We start from the raw sequence: 23,728 nt of genomic DNA, 5'->3' as shown, positions 1-23,728 counted from the left end.
TACAGGGAGGCGGCATGACAGAGACGGCGAGCGGTCCGGCACGAGGTTCCCGAGCCAAGGGCACCAAGGCCAGCAAGGGGCTGCGTATCGAGCGCATCCACACCACCCCCGACGTGCACCCGTACGACGAGGTGGCCTGGGAGCGCCGTGACGTCGTCATGACCAACTGGCGCGACGGCTCGGTCAACTTCGAGCAGCGTGGCGTCGAGTTCCCCGACTTCTGGTCGGTGAACGCGGTCAACATCGTCACCAGCAAGTACTTCCGCGGTGCCGTCGGCACCCCGCAGCGCGAGACCAGCCTCAGGCAGCTGATCGACCGCATCGTGAAGACGTACCGGAAGGCCGGCGAGGACTACAAGTACTTCGCCTCGCCCGCCGACGCCGAGATCTTCGAGCACGAGCTGGCCTACGCCCTCCTGCACCAGATCTTCAGCTTCAACAGCCCCGTCTGGTTCAACGTCGGGACCAAGCAGCCCCAGCAGGTCTCCGCCTGCTTCATCCTGTCCGTCGACGACTCCATGGAGTCGATCCTCGACTGGTACAAGGAAGAGGGCATGATCTTCAAGGGCGGCTCCGGCGCCGGCCTGAACCTCTCCCGCATCCGTTCCTCCAAGGAGCTGCTCTCCTCCGGCGGAAACGCCTCCGGGCCCGTCTCCTTCATGCGCGGTGCCGACGCCTCCGCGGGCACCATCAAGTCCGGCGGTGCCACCCGCCGCGCGGCCAAGATGGTCATCCTCGACGTCGACCACCCCGACATCGAGGACTTCATCCAGACCAAGGTCAAGGAGGAGGAGAAGATCCGCGCCCTGCGCGACGCGGGCTTCGACATGGACCTCGGCGGCGAGGACATCACCTCCGTCCAGTACCAGAACGCCAACAACTCGGTCCGCGTGAACGACACGTTCATGAAGGCGGTCGAGCAGGACGGCACGTTCGGTCTGCGCGCGCGGATGACCGGCGAGGTCATCGAGCAGGTCGACGCCAAGGACCTGTTCCGGAAGATGGCCGAGGCCGCCTGGGCCTGTGCCGACCCGGGGATCCAGTACGACGACACGATCAACCACTGGCACACCTGCCCGGAGTCCGGCCGCATCAACGGCTCGAACCCCTGCAGCGAGTACATGCACCTGGACAACACGTCCTGCAACCTCGCCTCGCTGAACCTGATGAAGTTCCTCAAGGACGACGGCAAGGGCAACCAGTCCTTCCAGGTCGAGCGCTTCGCCCAGGTCGTCGAGCTGGTCATCACGGCGATGGACATCTCCATCTGCTTCGCGGACTTCCCGACCCAGAAGATCGGCGAGAACACGCGCGCGTACCGCCAGCTCGGCATCGGCTACGCCAACCTCGGCGCGCTGCTGATGGCGACGGGCCACGCCTACGACTCCGACGGCGGCCGTGCCCTCGCCGGTGCCATCACCTCCCTGATGACCGGTACCGCCTACAAGCGCTCAGCCGAGCTCGCCGCGGTCGTCGGCCCGTACGACGGCTACGCCCGCAACGCCCAGCCGCACCTGCGGGTGATGCAGCAGCACGCCGACGCCAACACCACGGCCGTCCGCATGGACGACCTGGACACGCCGGTCTGGGCCGCCGCCACGGAGGCCTGGCAGGACGTGCTGCGGCTCGGCGAGAAGAACGGCTTCCGCAACTCCCAGGCGTCCGTCCTGGCGCCCACCGGCACCATCGGCCTGGCCATGTCCTGCGACACCACGGGTGTCGAGCCCGACCTCGCGCTGGTCAAGTTCAAGAAGCTGGTCGGCGGCGGCTCGATGCAGATCGTCAACGGCACCGTCCCGCAGGCCCTGCGCCGCCTGGGCTACCAGGAGGAGCAGATCGAGGCGGTCGTCGCCCACATCGCCGAGCACGGCAACGTGATCGACGCCCCCGGCCTCAAGCACGAGCACTACGAGGTGTTCGACTGCGCCATGGGCGAGCGCGCCATCTCCCCGATGGGCCACGTCCGCATGATGGCCGCGATCCAGCCGTGGATCTCCGGCGCCATCTCCAAGACGGTCAACATGCCGGAGTCGGCGACCGTCGAGGAGGTCCAGGAGATCTACTTCGAGGCGTGGAAGCTGGGCGTCAAGGCGCTCGCCATCTACCGCGACAACTGCAAGGTCGGCCAGCCGCTCTCCGCCAAGAAGAAGGAGGACGAGAAGGCCGAGATCACCGAGAAGGCCGAGGGCACGATCCGCAGCGCGGTCGAGAAGGTCGTCGAGTACCGCCCGGTCCGCAAGCGCCTGCCCAAGGGCCGGCCCGGCATCACCACCTCCTTCACGGTCGGCGGTGCCGAGGGCTACATGACCGCCAATTCGTACCCGGACGACGGTCTTGGCGAGGTCTTCCTGAAGATGTCCAAGCAGGGCTCGACGCTCGCGGGAATGATGGACGCCTTCTCGATCGCCGTGTCGGTGGGCCTTCAGTACGGCGTGCCGCTGGAGACGTACGTCTCGAAGTTCACCAACATGCGCTTCGAGCCGGCCGGTATGACCGACGACCCGGACGTGCGGATGGCGCAGTCGATCGTCGACTACATCTTCCGCCGCCTGGCGCTGGACTTCCTGCCCTTCGAGACGCGCTCCGCGCTCGGTATCCACTCCGCCGAGGAGCGTCAGCGCCACCTCGAGACCGGCTCCTACGAGCCGACCGACGACGAGCTCGACGTCGAGGGCCTGGCCCAGTCGGCGCCCCGGCAGACCGACCTGAAGGCGGTCGCCACGCCGAAGGCCGAGGTCGAGGCGGCCAAGCCCGCCCCCAAGCAGGCGCACACCAGCGCCGAGCTGGTGGAGATGCAGCTGGGCATCCAGGCCGACGCCCCGCTGTGCTTCTCCTGCGGTACGAAGATGCAGCGGGCCGGCTCCTGCTACATCTGCGAGGGCTGCGGCTCGACCAGCGGTTGCAGCTGACCTGACGGTAACGCCGTGAAGTAAGGGGCGTCGGCCATGGGCCGCGCCCCTTACGCGTTTCGGCTACGACGGGCGCGCCCGGCCCATGACGCGGGTGAAGGTCTCCGGATCGTCCTCGAAGCCGAGGACGCCGGGGCGGAACTCCCAGTTGCCCGCCCCGTTCCGCGCGAACTCCGCGACCGTGGCCGCCGTCGCGCCGAGCACACCGCCGAAGTCGTCCTCCGCCAGGACGGTGTATCCCTCGCGGACGCGCATTCCGGGACCGAGCACGCCGGCGAAGGTGCGGTGCGCCGGACGCTGCTGGATGACGACGCCGACCACCACGCGCGCGTACCCGTCGTCGAGCCGGTCGAGTTCGAGGGTCATGACCTCGTCCCACCCGAAGCCCTGGCCGTCCCTGCTGTCCCGGTTGAGATAGATGGTTCCGTCGGGGGAACGGCTCTCGAAATGCACCACATAGGCCGGATCGCCATGCGGGTCGCCGGCCCTGTAGACCGCGGTGACCAGATCCAGATCAGTGGGTGGCTGCCCCGCGGGACTGGGATCCCACTTGACCGCGACCTCGACCTTGCCGATCCCCTTGCTGAGTCCGCTCATCTGACTCCCCCTTGACCGACACCGTGCGCCCCTCTGCCCCAACTTCCATTTCAGGGGCGCTTGTTGTCCATCGTGCCACGCGCGCGGGGGCGCTTGCGCGGGCGCTGTCCCCACAGGAGTGACCGATGCCACGTCGCAGGGCCTTACGATGGCGCGGTGCTGGTCAAGTGGATTCGCTGCACCGTGGTGGACCGCCGGGGCTTCGAGCGGGGGCAGCGGAAGTGGGCGGGGCTTCTGGGGGAGCCGGGGTTTCGGGGACAGGGGGGCGGGTGGAGCCGGGGACGGCCGGGTGTCGCGCACATCTTCGCCTTCTGGGAGAGCCGTGCCTTCTACGACTCCTTCATGGCTCGCTCCCACGACCGGCTGGCGGCGGCGCAGGCCGGCACCTTCAAGGACGCCCAGGTCCGGCTGTTCGACTACCGGTTCGACGTGAAGACGGGCTTCGAACCCCGCTTCGCGGACGCCGATCTGCTGCGGGTCGCCCTCTGCCGGGTCCACGAGGAGCGCGCCGAGCACTTCACGCTGATGCAGGAGAAGGTCTGGAACCCGGCGATGGCCGGCTCGCCCGGCATGGTGCGCGGCCTGTTCGGTGAGGCTCCCGGCAACGAGTTCCTCGTGCTGTCCATGTGGCAGTCCTCCGCCGAGCACGGCAAGTACCGCACGGAGCGTGTGGAGCGCCTGGCGCTGCGCGCCCAGACGGAGGCCGACATGGCCTCGCTCACGGGTGACATCGTGGAACTCGAGAGCACCTGGACGGTCTGACGGCGGACGGTTGCCCACGGGCTTGTGTGGCGCGGGCCGCACGGTTTGTGTGATCTGCGCCGTACGAGGCCCGCTGGAGTCCTCGATCGGCGCCGACCCGATCTACTGTTCTGGCATGGCACGACCACGGCGCATCATCCTTGTCCGGCACGGCGAGTCAACGGGCAACGTCGATGACACCGTGTACGAGCGCGAACCCGACCACGCGCTGGCACTCACCGAGCGGGGCCGACGACAGGCCGAGGAGACCGGCAAGGAACTGCGGGACCTGTTCGGGCGCGAACGCGTGAGCGTCTACGTCTCCCCCTACCGGCGCACCCACGAGACCCTCCACTCCTTCCACCTGGACCCCGACCTCATACGCGTGCGCGAAGAGCCGCGGCTGCGCGAGCAGGACTGGGGGAACTGGCAGGAGTGCGACGACGTGCGCCTCCAGAAGACCTACCGGGACGCCTACGGGCACTTCTTCTACCGCTTCGCCCAGGGCGAGTCCGGAGCCGACGTCTACGACCGGGTCGGCGGCTTCCTGGAGAGCCTCTTCCGTAGTTTCGAGGACCCCGACCACCCGCCCAACGTCCTCCTGGTGACCCACGGCCTGGCCATGCGGCTCTTCTGCATGCGCTGGTTCCACTGGACCGTCGCCGAGTTCGAGAGCCTTTCGAACCCGGGGAACGCCGAGATGCGGATGCTCGTTCTCGGGGGCGACGGCAAGTACACGCTCGACCGTCCGTTCGAGCAGTGGTGTGAGCCGGAATCGTACGGGACCACTGGATGGAGCGGCTGAGCGATGACCCCTGACTCCTCTCCGGGCGTGCGCCTGGAGCGTGCCCTGGCCAGCACGCGCGGGCTCGCGGTGGGGGACGCGCTGGGCTCGCAGTTCTTCGCCCCGGTGAACTACCCGCTGCTCAGGCGTCGCGAGCTGCCGTCCGGCCCGTGGCAGTGGACGGACGACACCGAGATGGCCTGTTCCGTCGTCACCGTCCTGGCCGCCCATCACCGCGTCGACCAGGACGCCCTGGCCGAGTCCTTCGCCCGGCGCCACGCACCGGAGCGCGGGTATGGCGCGGGGACGGCCGGTCTGCTGCGGCGGATCAGTGAGGGCGGCGACTGGCGCACGCTGGCGCCCGCGCTGTTCAAGGGGCACGGGTCGTGGGGGAGCGGCGCCGCGATGCGCACGGCGCCCCTGGGTGCCTGGTACGCGGACGACCCGGAGCAGGCCACCCACCAGGCCGAGATCTCCGCCTACCCCACCCACCAGCACCGTGAGGCCGTCGTGGGCGCCATGGCCGTGGCCGCGGCCGCCGCGCTGGCCGCCGCACCCGGCGGACCGCCGAGCGCGGAGGCGCTGCTCGGCGGTGTCATCGACCTCGTACCGGCCAGGAGCGCCGTCGGCGCCGGTCTGCGGCGTGCCCGCGACATGCTCGACTACGGCGACGTGGCCACCGTCGCCGCGGTCCTCGGCAGCGGACGGCGCACGACGGCGCACGACACGGTGCCCTTCGCTCTGTGGTCCGCCGCCAGGTGCCTGGCCGACTTCGAGGACGCGTTCTGGACGACCGCCCGGGCCGGCGGAGACGTGGACACCACCTGCGCCATCGTGGGTGGCGTGCTCGCCTCGGGGAAGGCCGGGGCCCCGCCCGCCGAGTGGGTGCGGCGCACGGAGGCGCTGCCCGACTGGGTCCCGATGTCCGTGTGACCTCCGGCTCGCGGTCGTTGCCGGCGCGGGGGGCGAGCGCCCGGGGCGTCCCCGCTCCGTGTTTCGCATGTCGATTCACGAATGCGATCAAGCGTGAGCGGAGTGCCTCCAGATGTGATCTCCGAAGGGGCGATCGAGTCGACGATCAGGCTTCTTCTGGAGGTCGTCACCCCTGGAACGCGGCCGGGTGGAGCGGGGTCCGACGCTGCGAACAGCCTTGTGTGCGCAGTTGTCCGGGTGGCGATGACCCACCACGCCAGGATGTGCACGAGCGAATGAGCGGGCCGTGATCGTCAAGGGATGACCGGTCGGCCGATGGTTCCGTCGCCGCCCCGACCGACCGCTGACCGTCCGGGTGCGGGGCGTCGCGGTTCTCCGGGAAACCGGGGTGTCGCAGCGGGATCCGCGCAGCGTAGGCTAAGGGCGCCATGCCGTACGAACCACCCACTCACACCGTCGAGCGCTCTCTCAGGGCCACGACCGGAGCGAAGGTCATTGCCGGTGTCGACGAGGTGGGGCGCGGCGCTTGGGCCGGTCCCGTCACCGTCTGCGCGGCGGTCACCGGACTGCGCCGGCCGCCCGTCGGGCTCACCGACTCGAAACTGCTGACCGTCAAGCGACGCACCGAACTCGCGGCGGAACTGCAGACGTGGGTGACCGCGTACGCCCTCGGGAACTCCTCTCCGGAGGAGATCGACAGCCTGGGGATGACGGCGGCGCTGCGGCTCGCGGCCGTGCGCGCCCTGGAGGCACTGCCCATCCCCCCGGACGCGGTCATCCTCGACGGGAAGCACGACTACCTCGGCGCCCCCTGGAGGGTCCGTACGGTCATCAAGGGGGACCAGTCGTGCGTGGCCGTCGCGGCGGCTTCGGTGATCGCCAAGGTTCACCGCGACAAAATGATGGCCGAACTGGGTATCGAGCATGCAGACTTCGGCTTTGCGGCCAATGCCGGATATCCGTCGCCCGTGCACAAGGCCGCGCTGGAGGAGCGGGGACCCACCCCGTACCACCGGCTGTCGTGGGCGTATCTTGATGCGCTGCCCCGGTGGCGGCATCTCAAGAAGGTCCGCGTCTGGGCAGACGGAGGCGTTCCGGAGGTCGAAGGTCAGCTCGGCTTCGACTTCTGATCGTTCCGCTCGGCCCGAAGTGCCACCCGCCCACGCGAGCCGCACCAACGTTTGATAAATATCAGCCCATGCCTCTCATTCCCGAGGAGCCTCAGATTCACGAGAGTGCCCAGGGTCCCCGCGTCACGCCGTCCGCCGGCCGTACCGCGCCGACCCCCCGCCCCGTTCCCGGCCCCCGTCCCGCGACTCCGCCGCGCCCCGGTCGTCCAGGTCCCGCACGGCCCGCGCCGCCGACGCAGCGCGTGTCGCGGGAGTCGGCCCCGGCCAAGCCCGCGCCGTCGCGGGCGACGGCCCCCGCCGCCTCGGCGACCCCTCAGATCCAACTCGTTCCGGCTTCCGCGGACGGCGCGCTCGACGCCGCCGAGGAAGCGGTCGACCTGCTCCTGGAGTCGGGCCGTGCCCCCGGCGACGTACTGGTGATCACCACCGGTGAGTCGCATCCGTGGGCCGTGCACGAACTGTCCTTCGGTGAGGTGTCCTACTGGGCGCAGCACGAGGCGCGCGACGACGTGTTCTACACGGACGCAGCCGTGGCCTCGCGTGCCGCGTCCCGCCCCGTGGTCGTGGTCGCGGTCAACGGCGGCCCCGAGGCCGCTGGTGCCAAGGCCCTGTCCCTGGCGCACACCAAGGCCGGCGCGCTGCTGGTCGTCTGCGGCGACCCACAGCAGATCAACTCGGTGCTGGGCGCGGCTGTCTGAGCCGCGTCCGGCCCGTCCGGCGGTCCTGCGCCCGTACGGCTTCCAGTCCGTGCGGCCTTCAGTCCGTCCGGCGGTCCTGCGCTCGTCCGGGGGGTTCTGAGCCCGTCCGGGGCCGAGAGAAGGTGACGTCGTGCCCGCCGCGCCGCAAGACCGGCGGCGGGGCCTTCGGCGTGCGTACTCCGGTTGCCCGTCAGGCATGAGCGGACGACGGGGGCGTGCCGTCCTCAGCGGGCCGCCGCGCGGCGCAGCACCTCGGAGGCCGCGCCGCCGGTGCGTGGCAGCGGGGACGGAGCCTCGGCGGTGCCGAAGGGCTCGGGTGGCGAGTACGCGTGCGGCCGTCGGCCCCCGCGGCCCTCGCCGAGGACCTGCCAGCCGTCCCGGGTCAGCGTGATGTACGCCCCGCAGCGCAGCCCATGCAGTGTGCAGGCGTCACGCAGTCCCCACATCCAGGCTCCGTCCTCCTCGGTCCAACGCGCGTCCCCGTCACGGCAGTAGAGCAGTACGGCGGTGCGCACCGGGGTACGGCGCCGCAGGTCGTGCGGGATGACCTGGCGCAGTTGGGCCAGCAGCGCGTTGCGGAACATCCAGCCGTCGGCGGGCGCCGACCGGCGGGCGAAGGAGGCGCTCGCCCGCAGCCGCTCGTCCAGGTCGAGGACCGCGACCACGGCGGTGGCGGGCCTGGGGTGGTGCCGGGCGTGCAGTCCGCTGACGACCTCCCGCGGATTGCGCAGCAGCGGGATGCCCGCGGCCGCCCACTCCGCGGGTTCGAGCACACGGTGGACGGAGGTGGCGGACGTCGACAACGATGCCGCCGAGGACGGAGCGAATCCGAAGGTCACGTTCCTCCCTTCGGCTACGCGCCCACACTGCGGGCGGGATCGGATTCGGGGGAGCGCACACCGCAGGAAAGCCCTACCGGCCAACGGCTGAGCCGTGCGGGGAGCGGACTTCAATTCTTCCTGTCGAACTGGGATGCGGCAACGAGCAATTGAGGGCACCGGCCGTTATCGGGCGACGCACGGCTTATATCCCTACCCGGCGCTCGCCCCGCGACTCCTGGGACCGCCCGCGTCGTGCACGTGGGACGCAGACGTGTCCCATCAGCCCTGCACCGCCAGGACCAGTGGCATCACCGCCTTCGCGCCGGCCCTTCTGAGCAGGCGGGCGGCGACCGCGAGGGTCCAGCCGGTCTCGGTGAAGTCGTCCACGAGCAGCACCGGGCCGGGATGGGCGGCCAGGGCGGAGACCAGGTCGGGGGGTACGGTCAGTGCCCCGTCCAGGGCCTTCAGACGCTGGGCGCTGTTGCTCCGCGGCACCCGCCGCGCGTCCGGCGTGTACTCCACGCCGCCCAGCAGCGGCAGACGGCCGACCTCCGAGATGTGCGTGCCCAGGGAGTGGATCAGCCGGGGCCGGGTGCGAGAGGGCATGGTGACGACGCCGACCGGGCGCGGTCCCGCGTCCGCCGCGCCCGGGGCCCAGCCGCCGGGTCCTTTCGCCCAGTCGGCCAGTGCGCCCACCACCGCACGCGCCACGTCCTCCGGCAGGGGAGCGTCGGGGGTCCGGGACGCGAGCATCGGCCGCAGCCGGTTGCCCCAGCCGATGTCCGAGAGACGTCCCAAAGCCCGCCCCTCAGTGGCCTGTTCACCGGCCGGGATACGCCCCCTGAGGTCGACGCCGACCGCAGGCAGGCCAGTTGGCCACATGCGTCGGGGCTGCACCTCCACACCGGCCCGGCCGAGGTCCACGCGCGCGGCGTCCAGCGCCGCGGTGGAGGTGTCCGCGGTGAAGCGGGCGCCCGCGCAGTTGTCGCAGCGACCGCAGGGCCTGGCGCTGTCGTCGTCGAGCCGGCGTTGCAGGAACTCCATCCGGCAGCCCGTCGCCGCCGCGTACTCGCGCATCGCCTGCTGCTCGGCCTCCCGCTGCCGCGCGACCCACTCGTACCGCTGCGCGTCGTACGTCCACGGCCCGCCGGTCGCGATCCAGCCGCCCTTGACCCGCTTGACCGCTCCGTCCACGTCGAGCACCTTGAGCATCGCCTCCAGCCGGGAACGGCGCAGCTCCACCAGGGGCTCCAGGGCGGGCAGCGACAGGGACCCCTCAGCACGGGCGAGCACGTCGAGGGTCCGGCGCACCAGATCCTCGGAGGGGAAGGCGAGCGACGCGAAGTACTCCCAGATCGCCTCGTCCTCCTTCCCGGGAAGGAGGAGTACCTCGGCGTGCTCCACGCCACGGCCCGCGCGGCCCACCTGCTGATAGTAGGCGATGGGGGAGGACGGCGACCCCAGGTGCACGACGAAACCGAGGTCGGGCTTGTCGAAGCCCATGCCCAGCGCCGAGGTGGCGACCAGGGCCTTGACCTTGTTCGCGAGCAGGTCCTCCTCGGCCTGCTGCCGGTCGGCGTTCTCCGTCTTGCCGGTGTAGGACGCGACCGTGTGGCCGCGCTGCCGCAGGAAGGCGGTGACCTCCTCGGCCGCTGCGACCGTGAGCGTGTAGACGATTCCGGAACCCGGCAGTTCGCCGAGGTGGTCGGCGAGCCAGGCCATCCGGTGCACGGCGTCCGGCAGCCGCAGCACGTTCAGGCTGAGGCTCTCCCGGTCCAGCGGACCACGCAGTACCAGGGTGTCGAAGGAGTCTCCTGTCCCCAGTTGCTCCGCGACGTCCGCGGTCACGCGCGCGTTGGCGGTGGCGGTGGTGGCGAGGACGGGGACGCCGGGCGGGAGCTCGGTGAGCATGGTGCGCAGCCGCCGGTAGTCCGGGCGGAAGTCGTGGCCCCAGTCGGAGATGCAGTGCGCCTCGTCCACCACGAGCAGTCCCGTCGCCGCGGCGAGCTTGGGCAGGACCTGGTCGCGGAAGTCCGGGTTGTTCAGCCGCTCGGGGCTGACCAGCAGGACGTCGACCGTCCCTTCGGCGATCTCGCCCTGAACGGTGTCCCACTCCTCGGTGTTCGCCGAGTTGATCGTCCGGGCGTGGATGCCGGCGCGGGCCGCGGCCTCGACCTGGTTGCGCATGAGGGCGAGCAGCGGGGAGACGATCACGGTGGGGCCGCTTCCGCGCGCCCGGAGCAGGGAGGTGGCCACGAAGTAGACCGCGGACTTGCCCCAGCCGGTGCGCTGCACGACCAGGGCCCGGCGCCGGTCTGCGACCAGGGCCTCGATGGCCTTCCACTGGTCCTCGCGCAGTCGGGCCGTGCCCGTGCCGTCGCCGACCAGACGGGCGAGGACCGCGTCGGCCGCCTTCCTGAGGTCCGCGTTGTTCGTGTGCTCCATGCATCCCATACAACAGGACGGCACTGACAACCGGGAAAGACCTGAGGTGGGCGGCAGTCGGGCCGGAGCCGGAACGCGGGCTGCGGCTGACGTGTCCTCGTCCAGAGTTGTCCACAGGCCCAAGCGGACTTTTGCGATCCGCGAGATCGTCGGCACATGACGAATCACAGCGAAACGACAGGATCCTTCGAAAACGGTGACATCGCGTACGACGGATCCGCCCCCGAACACCAGGTCACCCTCCGCACTCCCGCCGAGCTCGCCGACGCCCTGCCGTATCTCCTCGGGTACCGCCCCGAGGACAGCATCGTCCTGGTCGCGCTGAACGGCCGGGGCGGGCGCGGCCGGTTCGGTGGCCGTGCCCGGCTCGGCATTCCCGCCAGCAAGGACGACTGGCCCTTCGCCGCCCGTCAGCTGGCCCACGGCCTGATCACGGGCAGCGAGCGCAGGGGTGCCAAGCCCGAGCAGATGGTGGCCTTCCTCTGCCAGGAGCCGGCGGCGGACGAGTCGGGCCGGGACGTCGTGCGGCGGCTGGAGCCGCTGGCCCAGAAACTGCGTACGGAATGCGGTCACCTCGACGTCCCCGTGATCGAGGCGCTGTGCATCTCCGACGGGCGCTTCTGGTCGTACTGCTGCCCGACCGACGGCTGCTGCCCCGACGACGGACTGCCCATGGGACTGCCCGGCACCTCCGTGCTGGCCGCCGCGGCGGCGTACGCGGGCGTCCAGGTCAGAGGAAGCCTGAAGGAGCTGCGGGCCAGGCTGCTCCCCTGGGAGACCGCCGCGGCCCTGGAACAGGAGATCGCCCTGGACACCGCCGGACTGTCCCTGGTGCCCAGGATCCTCGACGAGGTCGAGCGCGCGTCGGTGGTCGAGGAGACCCTGAAGCTCGCCGAGCGCGTCATGACCCGGTTCGCCGAGACGCCTTCCCTGCCCGGTGACGCCCGTGCGGACCTCCGCGACGACCAGCTGCTCGACCATGAGGAAGCGGCAGCGCTGATCCTGGGCCTCCAGGACCGTACGACACGGGACCGCGCCGCCGAGTGGATGGAGGGAGACGAGGAAGGTCCGGCGCTGCGGCTGTGGCGGGCGCTCGCCCGACGTTGCGTCGGCCCGTACGGAGAACACGCCGCGGCGCCCCTGACCCTCGCGGGCTGGGTGGCCTGGTCCGCCGGGGACCAGCTGGAGGCCCGGGAGGCCCTGGCCATGGCGCTGGGAGCGGACCCCGACTACCTCTTCGCCCGCCTCCTGCACCAGGCCTGCAACGAGGGGCTCGACCCCGAGTCGGTCCGGCGCTGCCTGCGCGCCGAGCGACAGGGACGCGCTCGGTCGAAAACCGCGGACGCCGGTGCGGTGGCGGCTGCGGTCGGGACCGAGACGCCGCAGGACGGACCGATCACCAGGGACGACGCGGCCGCAGGGGCCGACGCGGTCGCCACGGTGCCGCGCGAGGCGATCGGAACTGACGGAGGCGCTGCCCCGACGGCGCCGGAACCGCCGTCCCGCCCTTGCCGCCGGAGGCGCGTGGACGGACCCGTCCCGGTCGGGTCGCGCCCCGCGACCTCGCGGACCGACGGCCCATGCGCGGGTCCTTCCAGGACGCCGGGTCGTCCGCGTACGCGCACCTCGGGACGGGGTGGTCCGCGTCGCCGAGGCGCCGACAAGTCGGGTGCCGACCGGGGGAGCGGCGCCGCCGGGAAGCGTCCGTGAACGAACGCCCGCGGGGCCCGCGGGAGAGCGGAGGACCGATGTGGATCAGCCATCGATGCGACCGGCGAAGGGAGTGTTTATCGTCAGGCAGACGACTATGATCGCGGCATGCCCTACGACCCGTCAGCCTTTCCGCCTTTCGCCGTCACTGTAGACCTGGTCGTGCTGACCGTGCGTCGTCATTCCCTGTGCGCGTTGGCGGTGCGCAGGGGTGAGCCGCCGTTCCAGGGCCGGTGGGCGCTTCCCGGAGGCTTCGTACGGGCCGACGAGGATCTGGCGCAGGCGGCGGCGCGGGAACTGGTGGAGGAGACCGGGCTGTGCGTGCACGACCCGTTGGCCCCGGTCCAGGACAACGGCGCGCACCTGGAGCAGCTCGCGACCTACGGCGACCCCAAGCGTGACCCGCGGATGAGGGTCGTCAGCGTCGCTCACCTCGCCCTGGCTCCCGATCTGCCCGCGCCTCGGGCGGGCGGCGACGCCGAACACGCCCGTTGGGCGCCCGTGGAGGAACTGCTGCAACAGGGCGGCTACGGCCGTGACGGAGAGCCGGTGGCGCCGCTGGCCTTCGATCACGCCCAGATCCTCGCGGACGGAGTGGAACGGGCCCGCTCGAAGATCGAGTACTCCTCGCTGGCGACCGCGTTCTGCCCGCCCGAGTTCACCGTCGGTGAACTGCGCCGTGTGTACGAGGGGGTGTGGGGCGTGGCCCTCGACCCGCGCAACTTCCACCGCAAGGTGACGGGCACCCCGGGCTTCCTCGTGCCGACCGGAGGGACGACCACCCGCCAGGGCGGCCGGCCGGCCCAGCTCTTCCGGGCCGGGGGAGCCACCCTGCTCAACCCGCCGATGCTGCGCCCGGAGGTCTGACCCTCGTCCGCCCGTCGCCGTCGTGAGTCGGCGCGTTCGCCAAGTCGGATGCCGGGCCCGCCGAACCGATCCTGTCGCCCCATCGGAGAAGGGAGCCGAGTAACGCCGGCGGTTGTCGAATGCGAGGCGTGATACCCGGAAAAACCGGACATGACGCGCTATCTTGCTGCGGGTGATCCAGGCCTTCGGACTGACCAGCGATTCCCGTAAGGACCTTCCGCCCTCCGTCGACGACGTTTCCTTCGAAGCGGACGCGGGTCGTGTCACCGCCCTCCTCGGAACGGCGGGCTCGGGTAAGACGACGACGCTCAGACTCATGCTCGAGCTCCAACAGGGCTGCGGCATCACCTACTTCAGGGGTCGTCCCCTGCACCGTGTCGCCCATCCCCCGCGCGAGGTCGGCGTTCTCCTGGGCGGCGTCCCAGGACACCCCGCACGCACGGTTCGTGGCCATCTGCGCATGCTCTGTGCCGTGGCGGGTCTTCCGGCGCGGCGCGCCGACCAAGTCCTCGAGGCCGTTGGCCTCGTCAGCTTCCGAGAGGAGCGTCTGGGCACACTGTCCCGGGGGGTGGACCGCCGACTGGGCCTGGCCTGCGTCCTGCTGGCCGACCCGCACACGCTGGTGCTCGACGCCCCCACCGACGGACTGCCGGCGCGGGAATGCCGTTGGCTGCACGGTGTGCTGCGGGCCCATGCGAACCAGGGCGGTACGGTCCTGTTCACCACGGCCGACCCCAAAGAGGCGGCCCACGCCGCCGACCGCGTCGTCACGCTCGAACGCGGCAGGCTCGTCGCGGATCAGGAGGCCGCGGACTTCGCCCGCCACCGGCTGCGTCCCCGAGTCACCGTGCGCAGCCCGTACGCCTCCCGCCTAGGAGCCCTCCTGACCAAGGAAGCCCGTACCGCCCGCCGCTCCGTCGAGGTCGTAGGCGAGAGCGGCAACCGTCTGTACGTCTACGGCAGTACGTGCGCCGATGTCGGCGAGGCGGCGTTCCGTCACGGCATCCTCATCCATCAACTCGCCGACGAGATCGGTGACATGGGCGCCGGTGCGGGTTCAACGCCTTCGGTGGCGGCCCCGGTCGAGGAGTCCGGGGCCGAGGGCACGGTGGCGGCGCCCGACGGGCGGCAGCGGTCCGCTGTCGTACCGGCCGCCGGGAAGAGGCAGTCGGCCGCGGCCGCGGCGAGCGCCGCAGGCGTCCCGTGCTCCGAGCGGGCCCGGCTCGCGGGGGGTGAACAGGGCATCCACGTCGCCTCGGCCAGAGGCGGCGGCTCCATCAGCCCGAGCTTGGAGGAACTGTCCGTCACCACGTGCCCAGGGGAGCCGTCCGTCGCCACGCGCGAGACGTCGTCGGTCAGTCCCCGTCCCGACAATGCGTCAGGCACCGCGCACGGTCTCGGCGTACCCCCGGAGCCGCGGGCGAAGATGGCTTCCCCCGCGGTTCACACGGGAAGCGGAGTCTTGGTGGCCGACCCCGGCGAAGGGGTGCCCACCACCCGTTCCGACGGCCCGAATCTCACAACCCGTTCCGACGGCCCGGATCTCACACCCGGTTCCGACGGCCCGGACGTCACCACTCACCCCGACGACTCGGTCGCTCTAACCGGTGCCGGTGCCGGTGCTTCGTGGCCCACCACCCACCCCGGCGGTGCGGCCCACACCAAGGGTTCCCAGCCGCCGGGACCGGCTGCCATCCCCGGGGCCAGCACCCCGGCCACCGCTTCCCTGACCCTCGACTGCACTGCCGACTTCGAAACCCGCGACTCGACCAGCGGGTCCGAAGCCCTCGGCCCCGCCACCACCCCCGAACCCGGCGACTCGACCGCCGGCTCCGAGGCCAGGGCCGCCACCGCCACCGGCGCCGTCCGCGTCTCCTCGCCCTCCCGGGAGCCGTCTGCGCCTGCGGAAGCCCCGGACGGAGCCGCCGCGGCAACCACGCGCCCCGACCAACCCCCCGCCGAGCAGCGGGCGGCCGCACATCCCGCGACTGGGCACCTCGTGGCCGCGCACCCCACGAGCGGGCATCCCGCGGCCGGGCACCTTGTGGTCGGGCACTCTGCGGTTAGCCACGCCACGACCGGGCAGCCCGCGGCCGCGCACCCCACGAGCGGGCAGCCCGTGGCCGCGCACTCCGCGACCGTCCACCCCTCGGCCGGGCACCCCGCGACCGGGCAGCCCGCGCCCGCCCACGCCACGCCCGGCCTCCCCGCGACCGGCTTCCCCGCACCCGGCCACCCCACGACCGGGCAGTCCTCGATCCCACAGTCCTCGATCCCGACTCCGCGTCCCGCCGAGGTCGTCGCACTCGATGCCTCGTCCGCTCTCCCACCCCCGATCTCCGTCCGCCCCGGGCCCAGCCCCCTGCGTCCCCTGCGGTACGAACTGCGCCGGGCCGCCGGTGTCCGCACCGGCTTCCTCGTCAGTGCCGCCGTCCTCGTCTGCTCCGCCGTCACGGCCCTGGTCATGGGGCGGATCGGGCACGCCCCCCAGCCCCGGCTGCTGGCGGCATGGCCGCGACAACTGCCCCTGCCGCCGGCGGCGCTCGGCGCCGGGCTGCTCGGCGCGCTCGCCTTCGGCGACGAGTTCCGCCACCCCGCGCTGGCGGCGGACCGGGGCACCGTCCCGCGCCGGCTCGGGCTGCTCACCGCGAAGCTGATCGTGGCCACCGCGACCGCGCTGCTGCTCGCCTTCCTCACGGTCGGCTGCAACGCCGAAGTGCTCTATGCCGTGTACGGGCAGGAAATCACCCAGGTTCCCAGCGACTGGCCCTCGCTGAGCGTGAGTTGGATCGGCCTCGTGGTGGGATGCGCCTGGGCCGGCGTGCTGGCCGGGGGAGTGTTCCGGTCCACCACGGGAGGTCTCGCGGCCGTGCTCTCCGTACCGGTGCTCGTCGTACCCCTGGTGCGGTGGGCGATGGGAGGGAAGGCGTGGAACGCCACCGGTCTGCCCGCCCGGCTGCGCCACGTCCTCCTGCTCCAGTGGCCCTTCGGCGGTGGCCGCTGCCTGGCCGCCGCGGCGCGGATGATCGCCCAACCCGTTGGCGGCGCCCTGGCGTTGACGCTCATCGCGCTGCTCTGCGCCTACCTGCTGACAGCCCTGCGGAGCCGGACTCGATGACGGGGGTTCGCTCCCTTTCGGTCGGGCTCTGCACGCAACTTCCCAGGGAGAGCCCATTTCTTTCCGATAAGGCGTCAATTGAGGCGAAGTGAGCGATCACCCTTTCGTGTGCTTTTCACCAAAGACCTCAAGGGAGTTGGAGGCGACGCCGACAAAGGATCCGTGAGTACCCTTGCGCACACCATGATGACCGCCGCCCGCTCCACAGACTCAGGTCTCGTCGGCCCGGGCGAACTCGACCGTTACCCCTACACCGAGGCGACCGCCCCCGACCGCGTCGCGAGCCCCGCCTGGGAGGGCGCCGACCCGGAACTGGGGCGCGTGGGCCGGCGTACCGCGGGCAGCCGCGGCCGCGGACTGCACGGCCAACTCGTCCAGCAGCTGGGTCAGATGATCGTCTCCGGGGACCTGGGCGCGGACCGTCCGCTGGTGCCCGAGGAGATCGGCCAGCGCTTCGAGGTCTCCCGTACCGTCGTCCGCGAGTCGCTTCGCGTCCTGGAGGCCAAGGGCCTGGTCAGCGCTCGCCCGAACGTCGGCACGCGGGTGCGCCCGGTCAGCGACTGGAATCTCCTCGACCCCGACATCATCGAGTGGCGGGCCTTCGGGCCGCAGCGCGACGACCAGCGCCGCGAGCTCAGCGAACTGCGCTGGACGATCGAGCCGCTCGCCGCGCGTCTCGCCGCCGGACACGCGCGCGAGGACATCCAGCAGCGCCTGTCCGACATGGTCGAGATCATGGGGCACGCCCTGGGGCAGGGCGACGCGCTCACCTTCTCCCGCGCGGATGCCGAGTTCCACTCGCTGCTCATCCAGATCGCGGGCAATCGGATGCTGGAGCACCTCTCCGGCATCGTCTCGGCCGCCCTCCAGGTGTCCGGCGGCCCCGTCACGGGCTGCGACCGGCCGAACGAGGCCTCCCTGGCGCAGCACGCCCGGATCGTCGACGCGGTCGCGGGCGGCGACGGCACCGCGGCGGAGAACGCCATGCGCCAACTGCTCACGGTGCACCCGGAGGTCGAGCGGGTGGTCCCCGCGCCGCGCGAGCACTGAACCGCTCGGGCGTCGATCCCTGCGTGGGCGGCACGGCTGTGGCCCTGCCGTCCTCCGGCGGGGTCCGGTGAGAGGCGGTTCGCCGGCCGACCGCGGACGCGGATCCCTCCGCGAGTCGGCGGGGGCCACAAGTGACCGGGGCGAGCCGCCGGTGGGGTCGTATGTGCGTGGCGACCAGCCCACTCCATCTGCCCACGTCTGGCCGTTTTTACGCACTTACGGGGTGTGACTGGGGCCACGCAGATTGGGCGTAACACTCCTGGGTACAACGCGATGACCTAAGAGGTGACAGCCGCGGAGGGAATACGGACGCCGTACACGGCGCTGTGCAACTTCCCGGCCCCCGCCCGCGCCGTCGGCCCAATCCCCAGGCCGGTGGTCGGCTCCTGTCCACGATGGACGGGGCCGGAAGCCGTTTTCCAACGTTCCGAGAGGTTGTTCGTGTCGGCCAGCACATCCCGTACGCTCCCGCCGGAGATCGCCGAGTCCGTCTCTGTCATGGCGCTCATTGAGCGGGGAAAGGCTGAGGGGCAGATCGCCGGCGACGATGTGCGTCGGGCCTTCGAAGCTGACCAGATTCCGGCCACTCAGTGGAAGAACGTACTGCGCAGCCTCAACCAGATCCTCGAGGAAGAGGGTGTGACGCTGATGGTCAGTGCCGCGGAGCCCAACAAGCGCACCCGAAAGAGCGTCGCAGCGAAGAGTCCGGCCAAGCGCACCGCCACCAAGACGGTCGCGGCGAAGACGGTGACCACCAGGAAGGCCACCGCCGCCGCTCCGGCGGCGCCCGCCGCCAGCGCGTCCGTCGAGGAAGAGGCCCCCGCGAAGAAGGCCGCTGCCAAGAAGACGACCGCCGCCAAGAAGACGGTGGCCAAGAAGACGACGGCCGCCAAGAAGACGGTGGCCAAGAAGACCACCTCCGCCAAGAAGGACGACGCCGAGCTTCTCGAGGACGAGGTGCTCGAGGAGGCCAAGGGCGCGGAGGAGCCCGAGGGCGCCGAGAGTGCCGGCTTCGTGCTCTCCGACGAGGACGAGGACGACGCGCCCGCCCAGCAGGTCGCCGCGGCCGGTGCCACCGCCGACCCGGTGAAGGACTACCTCAAGCAGATCGGCAAGGTCCCCCTGCTCAACGCCGAGCAGGAGGTGGAGCTGGCCAAGCGCATCGAGGCGGGTCTCTTCGCCGAGGACAAGCTGGCGAACTCGGACAAGCTCGCCCCCAAGCTCAAGCGCGAGCTGGAGATCATCGCCGAGGACGGCCGCCGCGCCAAGAACCACCTCCTGGAGGCCAACCTCCGTCTGGTGGTCTCCCTGGCCAAGCGCTACACCGGCCGCGGCATGCTCTTCCTGGACCTCATCCAGGAGGGCAACCTCGGTCTGATCCGCGCGGTGGAGAAGTTCGACTACACCAAGGGCTACAAGTTCTCCACGTACGCCACCTGGTGGATCCGTCAGGCGATCACCCGCGCGATGGCCGACCAGGCCCGCACCATCCGTATCCCGGTGCACATGGTCGAGGTCATCAACAAGCTCGCGCGCGTGCAGCGCCAGATGCTCCAGGACCTGGGCCGCGAGCCCACCCCGGAGGAGCTGGCCAAGGAACTCGACATGACCCCGGAGAAGGTCATCGAGGTCCAGAAGTACGGCCGCGAGCCCATCTCGCTGCACACCCCGCTGGGCGAGGACGGCGACAGCGAGTTCGGTGACCTCATCGAGGACTCCGAGGCGGTCGTCCCGGCCGACGCGGTCAGCTTCACGCTGCTCCAGGAGCAGTTGCACTCGGTCCTCGACACCCTGTCCGAGCGTGAGGCGGGCGTCGTCTCCATGCGCTTCGGTCTCACCGACGGTCAGCCGAAGACCCTCGACGAGATCGGCAAGGTCTACGGCGTCACGCGTGAGCGGATCCGTCAGATCGAGTCCAAGACCATGTCGAAGCTGCGCCACCCGTCGCGTTCGCAGGTGCTGCGCGACTACCTCGACTAGTCCGGACCTGTGACACCGAGGGCCCGGTCCCCCCTGCGGGGACCGGGCCCTCGTGCTGCGCGTCGCGCCACCGTGCATGACTCTGGGTGTTCCGTGATCACCTGAGAGTGAGGAGCATCCATGCGACGCCGTATTGCCCGTGCCCTGATCGGGCCGCTGGTCATGGCGGCCGCCGGAGGCGTGATACCGCTGGCCGCGGCGGCGCCCGTCGCCGCCGACAGCGTTGTCATCGGCGGTTTCCCCGTCGATGTCTCGCAGAGCCCGTGGACGGTGGCGCTCTCCAGCCGTGACCGGTTCGGAGGCACCCGTGCGGGGCAGTTCTGCGGGGGCGTGGCCATCGGCCGCACCGCGGTGCTCACCGCGGCCCACTGTCTGTCCGGAGAGGCCGTGGGCGCGCCACCGACGCCGGATCTGAAGGTGATCACGGGACGTACGGATCTGCTCTCACAGCAGGGCAAGGAGGTCTCCGTGCGTGGCACCTGGGTCAATCCGCACTACGATTCCACCACCAATGCCGGTGACTTCGCCGTGCTCACTCTTGCCGAGTCCTTGCCGCAGAGTGCCGTCATCCCCATGGCGAGGGCGGGCGACCCGGCGTACTCGCCGGGCACGAGTGCCACGGTCTACGGATGGGGGGACACCACCGGTACCGGCGCCTATGCCCACAGCCTGTATGCCGCGCCTCTCCATATCCTGCCCGACGCCGAGTGCAAGAAGGCCTATCCGGGCGGCGGCGAGGGCACATACCTGCCCCAGAGCATGCTGTGCGCGGGGGAGACCGCCGGGGGCCGTGACGCATGCCAGGGGGACAGCGGGGGGCCCCTGGTCGCGCAGGGGCGGCTGATCGGGCTTGTGTCGTGGGGCAGCGGCTGCGGGCGCGCCGGGAGCCCCGGCGTCTACACGCGTGTGTCCGAGGTGGTCCGGGCGCTGAGCCGGGCCCACACGAAAGCGCCCCGCCCGTCGTCCGGCGAGTCCTGACCGGCGTCGCGGGTCACGAGGACGGGCGGCCGCTCCTGGGTGCCAGAAGCGACCGCCCGTTCGCCGGCCTGCGCCGGAGGCTCGTCGGGCGGGGAGGTCAGCGCTCTTCCTCGGAGGCGTTCGCCGGAACGGAGGTCAGGCGCTCGGTCTCGTCCTGTATCTCAGCGGCGATCTTCTTGAGTTCTGGCTCGAACTTGCGACCGTGGTGGGCGCAGAAGAGCAGTTCTCCGCCGCTCAGCAGGACGACGCGCAGGTATGCCTGGGCGCCGCAGCGGTCGCAGCGATCAGCGGCCGTCAGTGGGCTCGCGGGGGTCAGAACAGTAGTCACGTCGCCTCTTCTCTAGCTCGACGAGCTGTCGTACCAGGGTCAACATCCAACCAGCCCCAAACGTTCCCGATCGTGGCTTTTCCTCGAAGATTCTGCTTCGGGGCGGTCGGCTGCTGCCGGTTTGGCGGCGAATGTGCCGTATTGCGTGTCTATGTGTCGTACGGGTTCGCGCTATCGGTCATGGTCGGTCCTCCCCGGCCGGGTTGCCGGTTGTTCATGAGGACGTGCCCGGAGCCTAAATGGTTCATGCCTCGAAGGGAACGTGATATGTGCTTCACTCGGCTGAAGGATCGAACGTGCATGCGACTCTCTACTAGTCTGTGTTTCTGCCGAGGGTTGCGTTACAAGGGCTCTACCAGGCCTCGGTACTCTCTGAGCGGCTACCCGAGCCGTGCCCTTACCCATCAGGGCCCCAACTGAAATTCAGCGAGGAGCGAACCGCGTGACCGCCGAGACGTCCGTGCCGTCCACAGCGCTGCTGGCAGGAGCAGACCGCGACGGTTCCAACTACACCGCTCGGCACCTGCTCGTCCTCGAGGGACTGGAAGCCGTGCGCAAGCGCCCGGGCATGTACATCGGCTCGACCGACAGCCGCGGTCTGATGCACTGCCTGTGGGAGATCATCGACAACTCCGTCGACGAGGCCCTCGGCGGCTACTGCGACCACATCGAGGTCGTCCTGCACGACGACGGCTCGGTGGAGGTGCGGGACAACGGCCGCGGCATCCCGGTCGACGTCGAGCCCAAGACCGGCCTGTCCGGCGTCGAGGTCGTGATGACCAAGCTGCACGCGGGCGGCAAGTTCGGCGGCGGCTCGTACGCCGCCTCCGGCGGTCTGCACGGCGTCGGCGCCTCCGTGGTCAACGCCCTGTCCGCCCGGCTGGACGTGGAGGTGGACCGCGGCGGCCACACCCACGCCATCAGCTTCCGGCGCGGCGTGCCCGGCGCGTTCACGGCGGGCGGCCCCGACGCCAGGTTCGAGGCCGGGAGCGGGCTGCGCAAGGCCAAGAAGATCCCCAAGAGCCGCAGCGGCACCCGCGTGCGCTACTGGGCCGACCGCCAGATCTTCCTCAAGGACGCCAAGCTCTCCCTGGAGACCCTGCACCAGCGCGCCCGCCAGACGGCGTTCCTGGTGCCGGGGCTGACCATCGTCGTCCGTGACGAGTACGGTCTCGGCGACGGCGGCAGCAAGGGTGAGGAGTCCTTCCGCTACGACGGTGGCATCAGCGAGTTCTGCGAGTACCTGGCGAGCGACAGGGCGGTCTGCGACGTCCTCCGCTTCACCGGGCACGGGATCTTCAAGGAGACGGTCCCGGTCCTCGACGACCACGGCCAGATGACGCCCACCGAGGTCACCCGCGAGCTCGGCGTCGACGTCGCCATGCGCTGGGGGACCGGCTACGACACCACGCTGCGGTCCTTCGTCAACATCATCGCCACACCCAAGGGCGGCACGCACGTGGCCGGCTTCGAGCAGGCCGTCGCCAAGACGATGAACGAGGTGCTGCGGGCCAAGAAGATGCTGCGCGTCGCCGAGGACGACATCGTCAAGGACGACGCCCTGGAGGGCCTCACCGCGGTCGTCACGGTCCGCCTGGCCGAGCCCCAGTTCGAGGGCCAGACCAAGGAGGTCCTCGGCACCTCGGCGGCCCGCCGCATCGTGAACAACGTCATCACCAAGGAACTCAAGGCGTTCCTGACCTCCACCAAGCGCGACGCCGCACAACAGGCGCGCGTGGTGCTGGAGAAGGCGGTCGCCGCGGCCCGCACGCGCATCGCCGCCCGCCAGCACAAGGACGCGCAGCGCCGGAAGACGGCCCTGGAGTCCTCCTCGCTGCCGGCCAAGCTCGCCGACTGCCGCAGTGACGACGTCGACCGCAGCGAGCTGTTCATCGTCGAGGGCGACTCCGCGCTCGGCACGGCGAAGCTGGCGCGGAACTCCGAGTTCCAGGCGCTGCTGCCGATCCGCGGCAAGATCCTCAACGTGCAGAAGTCGTCCGTCACGGACATGCTGAAGAACGCCGAGTGCGGCGCGATCATCCAGGTGATAGGAGCCGGCTCGGGCCGTACCTTCGACCTGGACACGGCCCGCTACGGCAAGATCATCATGATGACCGACGCCGACGTGGACGGCTCCCACATCCGGACCCTGCTGCTGACGCTGTTCCACCGCTACATGCGCCCCATGGTGGAGGCGGGCCGGGTGTTCGCCGCGGTGCCGCCGCTGCACCGCATCGAGCTGGTCCAGCCGAAGAGGGGCCAGGACAAGTACGTGTACACCTACTCGGACCGCGAACTGCGCGACAAGCTGCTCGAGTTCCAGAGCAAGGGCGTGCGGTACAAGGACTCGATCCAGCGCTACAAGGGCCTCGGTGAGATGGACGCCGACCAGCTCGCCGAGACCACCATGGATCCGCGCCACCGCACCCTGCGCCGGATCAACCTCTCCGACCTGGAGGCCGCCGAGCAGGTCTTCGACCTCCTGATGGGCAACGACGTGGCACCCCGCAAGGAGTTCATCGCCAGCTCGGCCGCGACCCTGGACCGCTCGCGCATCGACGCCTAGGGCACCGGCCCTTCCGGTCCTTTCCGGTCCCTTCCGGCGCGGGCCTTCCCTTCCGGGGGAGGCCCGCGCCGAC

At 70.8% G+C, this 23,728-nt stretch carries 17 protein-coding genes; 13 read left to right on the top strand and 4 right to left on the bottom strand.

Annotated elements, in window-relative coordinates; translation table 11 throughout:
• The first annotated feature begins 14 nt into the window (after positions 1–14).
• A complete protein-coding gene (locus tag TNCT6_RS06925; protein WP_141357648.1) occupies positions 15–2,909 on the top strand; it encodes a vitamin B12-dependent ribonucleotide reductase in 2,895 nt (964 codons plus the stop codon).
• 63 nt (positions 2,910–2,972) lie between these two features.
• Here the strand turns inward: TNCT6_RS06925 and TNCT6_RS06920 are convergent, their stop codons facing one another.
• Positions 2,973–3,506: a TerD family protein gene (locus TNCT6_RS06920; RefSeq protein ID WP_141357646.1), complete on the bottom strand. Its 534-nt coding sequence runs from the start codon at positions 3,504–3,506 to the stop codon at positions 2,973–2,975.
• 156 nt (positions 3,507–3,662) lie between these two features.
• On the opposite strand from TNCT6_RS06920, the gene TNCT6_RS06915 reads away from it, so the two are divergent.
• The 5 genes from TNCT6_RS06915 (at position 3,663) to TNCT6_RS06895 (ending at position 7,792) form a co-directional block, all read left to right on the top strand.
• Complete coding sequence (locus TNCT6_RS06915) at positions 3,663–4,268, top strand: YdbC family protein (RefSeq protein WP_141357645.1); 606 nt, start codon at positions 3,663–3,665, stop codon at positions 4,266–4,268.
• 115 nt (positions 4,269–4,383) lie between these two features.
• Positions 4,384–5,052, top strand: coding sequence for a histidine phosphatase family protein (locus TNCT6_RS06910; RefSeq protein WP_141357642.1), 669 nt, complete (start codon positions 4,384–4,386; stop codon positions 5,050–5,052).
• 3 nt (positions 5,053–5,055) lie between these two features.
• Entirely contained in the window at positions 5,056–5,964 is a 909-nt protein-coding gene (locus TNCT6_RS06905) for an ADP-ribosylglycohydrolase family protein (RefSeq protein WP_141357640.1), read from the top strand.
• Between the two features lie 428 nt (positions 5,965–6,392).
• Positions 6,393–7,094 (top strand): ribonuclease HII, encoded by a 702-nt coding sequence (locus TNCT6_RS06900; RefSeq protein WP_141357638.1) that lies wholly within the window; start codon positions 6,393–6,395, stop codon positions 7,092–7,094.
• Between the two features lie 68 nt (positions 7,095–7,162).
• Positions 7,163–7,792 (top strand): hypothetical protein, encoded by a 630-nt coding sequence (locus TNCT6_RS06895; RefSeq protein ID WP_141357636.1) that lies wholly within the window; start codon positions 7,163–7,165, stop codon positions 7,790–7,792.
• Between the two features lie 224 nt (positions 7,793–8,016).
• Here the strand turns inward: TNCT6_RS06895 and TNCT6_RS06890 are convergent, their stop codons facing one another.
• Both TNCT6_RS06890 and TNCT6_RS06885 read right to left on the bottom strand, forming a co-directional pair.
• A complete protein-coding gene (locus TNCT6_RS06890; protein WP_141357634.1) occupies positions 8,017–8,631 on the bottom strand; it encodes a hypothetical protein in 615 nt (204 codons plus the stop codon).
• Positions 8,632–8,892: 261 nt separating this feature from the next.
• Positions 8,893–11,058: a RecQ family ATP-dependent DNA helicase gene (locus TNCT6_RS06885; protein WP_141357632.1), complete on the bottom strand. Its 2,166-nt coding sequence runs from the start codon at positions 11,056–11,058 to the stop codon at positions 8,893–8,895.
• Between the two features lie 156 nt (positions 11,059–11,214).
• On the opposite strand from TNCT6_RS06885, the gene TNCT6_RS06880 reads away from it, so the two are divergent.
• The 6 genes from TNCT6_RS06880 to TNCT6_RS06855 all read left to right on the top strand — a co-directional run bounded on the left by TNCT6_RS06880 (position 11,215) and on the right by TNCT6_RS06855 (position 20,761).
• Positions 11,215–12,768 (top strand): DUF4192 domain-containing protein, encoded by a 1,554-nt coding sequence (locus TNCT6_RS06880; RefSeq protein ID WP_141357630.1) that lies wholly within the window; start codon positions 11,215–11,217, stop codon positions 12,766–12,768.
• Positions 12,769–12,876: 108 nt separating this feature from the next.
• The gene (locus TNCT6_RS06875) at positions 12,877–13,635 is read left to right on the top strand and encodes an NUDIX domain-containing protein (RefSeq protein ID WP_141357628.1); all 759 of its coding nucleotides are present in this window, start codon (positions 12,877–12,879) and stop codon (positions 13,633–13,635) included.
• 172 nt (positions 13,636–13,807) lie between these two features.
• Positions 13,808–16,753, top strand: a complete 2,946-nt coding sequence (locus TNCT6_RS06870; RefSeq protein WP_141357626.1) for an ATP-binding cassette domain-containing protein — start codon at positions 13,808–13,810, stop codon at positions 16,751–16,753.
• A 162-nt stretch (positions 16,754–16,915) separates the two neighbouring features.
• Positions 16,916–17,803 carry a FadR/GntR family transcriptional regulator gene (locus TNCT6_RS06865; RefSeq protein ID WP_141357624.1) on the top strand — a complete coding sequence of 296 codons (888 nt, stop codon included), beginning with the start codon at positions 16,916–16,918 and terminating at the stop codon, positions 17,801–17,803.
• 441 nt (positions 17,804–18,244) lie between these two features.
• A complete protein-coding gene (locus TNCT6_RS06860; RefSeq protein WP_141357622.1) occupies positions 18,245–19,783 on the top strand; it encodes an RNA polymerase sigma factor in 1,539 nt (512 codons plus the stop codon).
• Between the two features lie 120 nt (positions 19,784–19,903).
• Positions 19,904–20,761 carry a serine protease gene (locus tag TNCT6_RS06855; RefSeq protein WP_141357619.1) on the top strand — a complete coding sequence of 286 codons (858 nt, stop codon included), beginning with the start codon at positions 19,904–19,906 and terminating at the stop codon, positions 20,759–20,761.
• A gap of 97 nt (positions 20,762–20,858) precedes the next feature.
• Here TNCT6_RS06855 and TNCT6_RS06850 read toward each other — a convergent pair whose 3' ends face one another.
• Positions 20,859–21,089, bottom strand: coding sequence for a hypothetical protein (locus TNCT6_RS06850; RefSeq protein WP_141357618.1), 231 nt, complete (start codon positions 21,087–21,089; stop codon positions 20,859–20,861).
• Positions 21,090–21,531: 442 nt separating this feature from the next.
• Here TNCT6_RS06850 and TNCT6_RS06845 point away from each other — a divergent pair, with 442 nt between their 5' ends.
• On the top strand, positions 21,532–23,655 hold the full coding sequence (locus TNCT6_RS06845; RefSeq protein ID WP_141357616.1) for a type IIA DNA topoisomerase subunit B: 2,124 nt from the start codon (positions 21,532–21,534) through the stop codon (positions 23,653–23,655).
• Positions 23,656–23,728: the final 73 nt, after the last annotated feature.

Source organism: Streptomyces sp. 6-11-2 (assembly GCF_006540305.1).
GTDB lineage: Bacteria > Actinomycetota > Actinomycetes > Streptomycetales > Streptomycetaceae > Streptomyces.
Note: the sequence above shows the minus strand (reverse complement) of the source record. Positions and strands in the feature narration are given on the sequence as shown.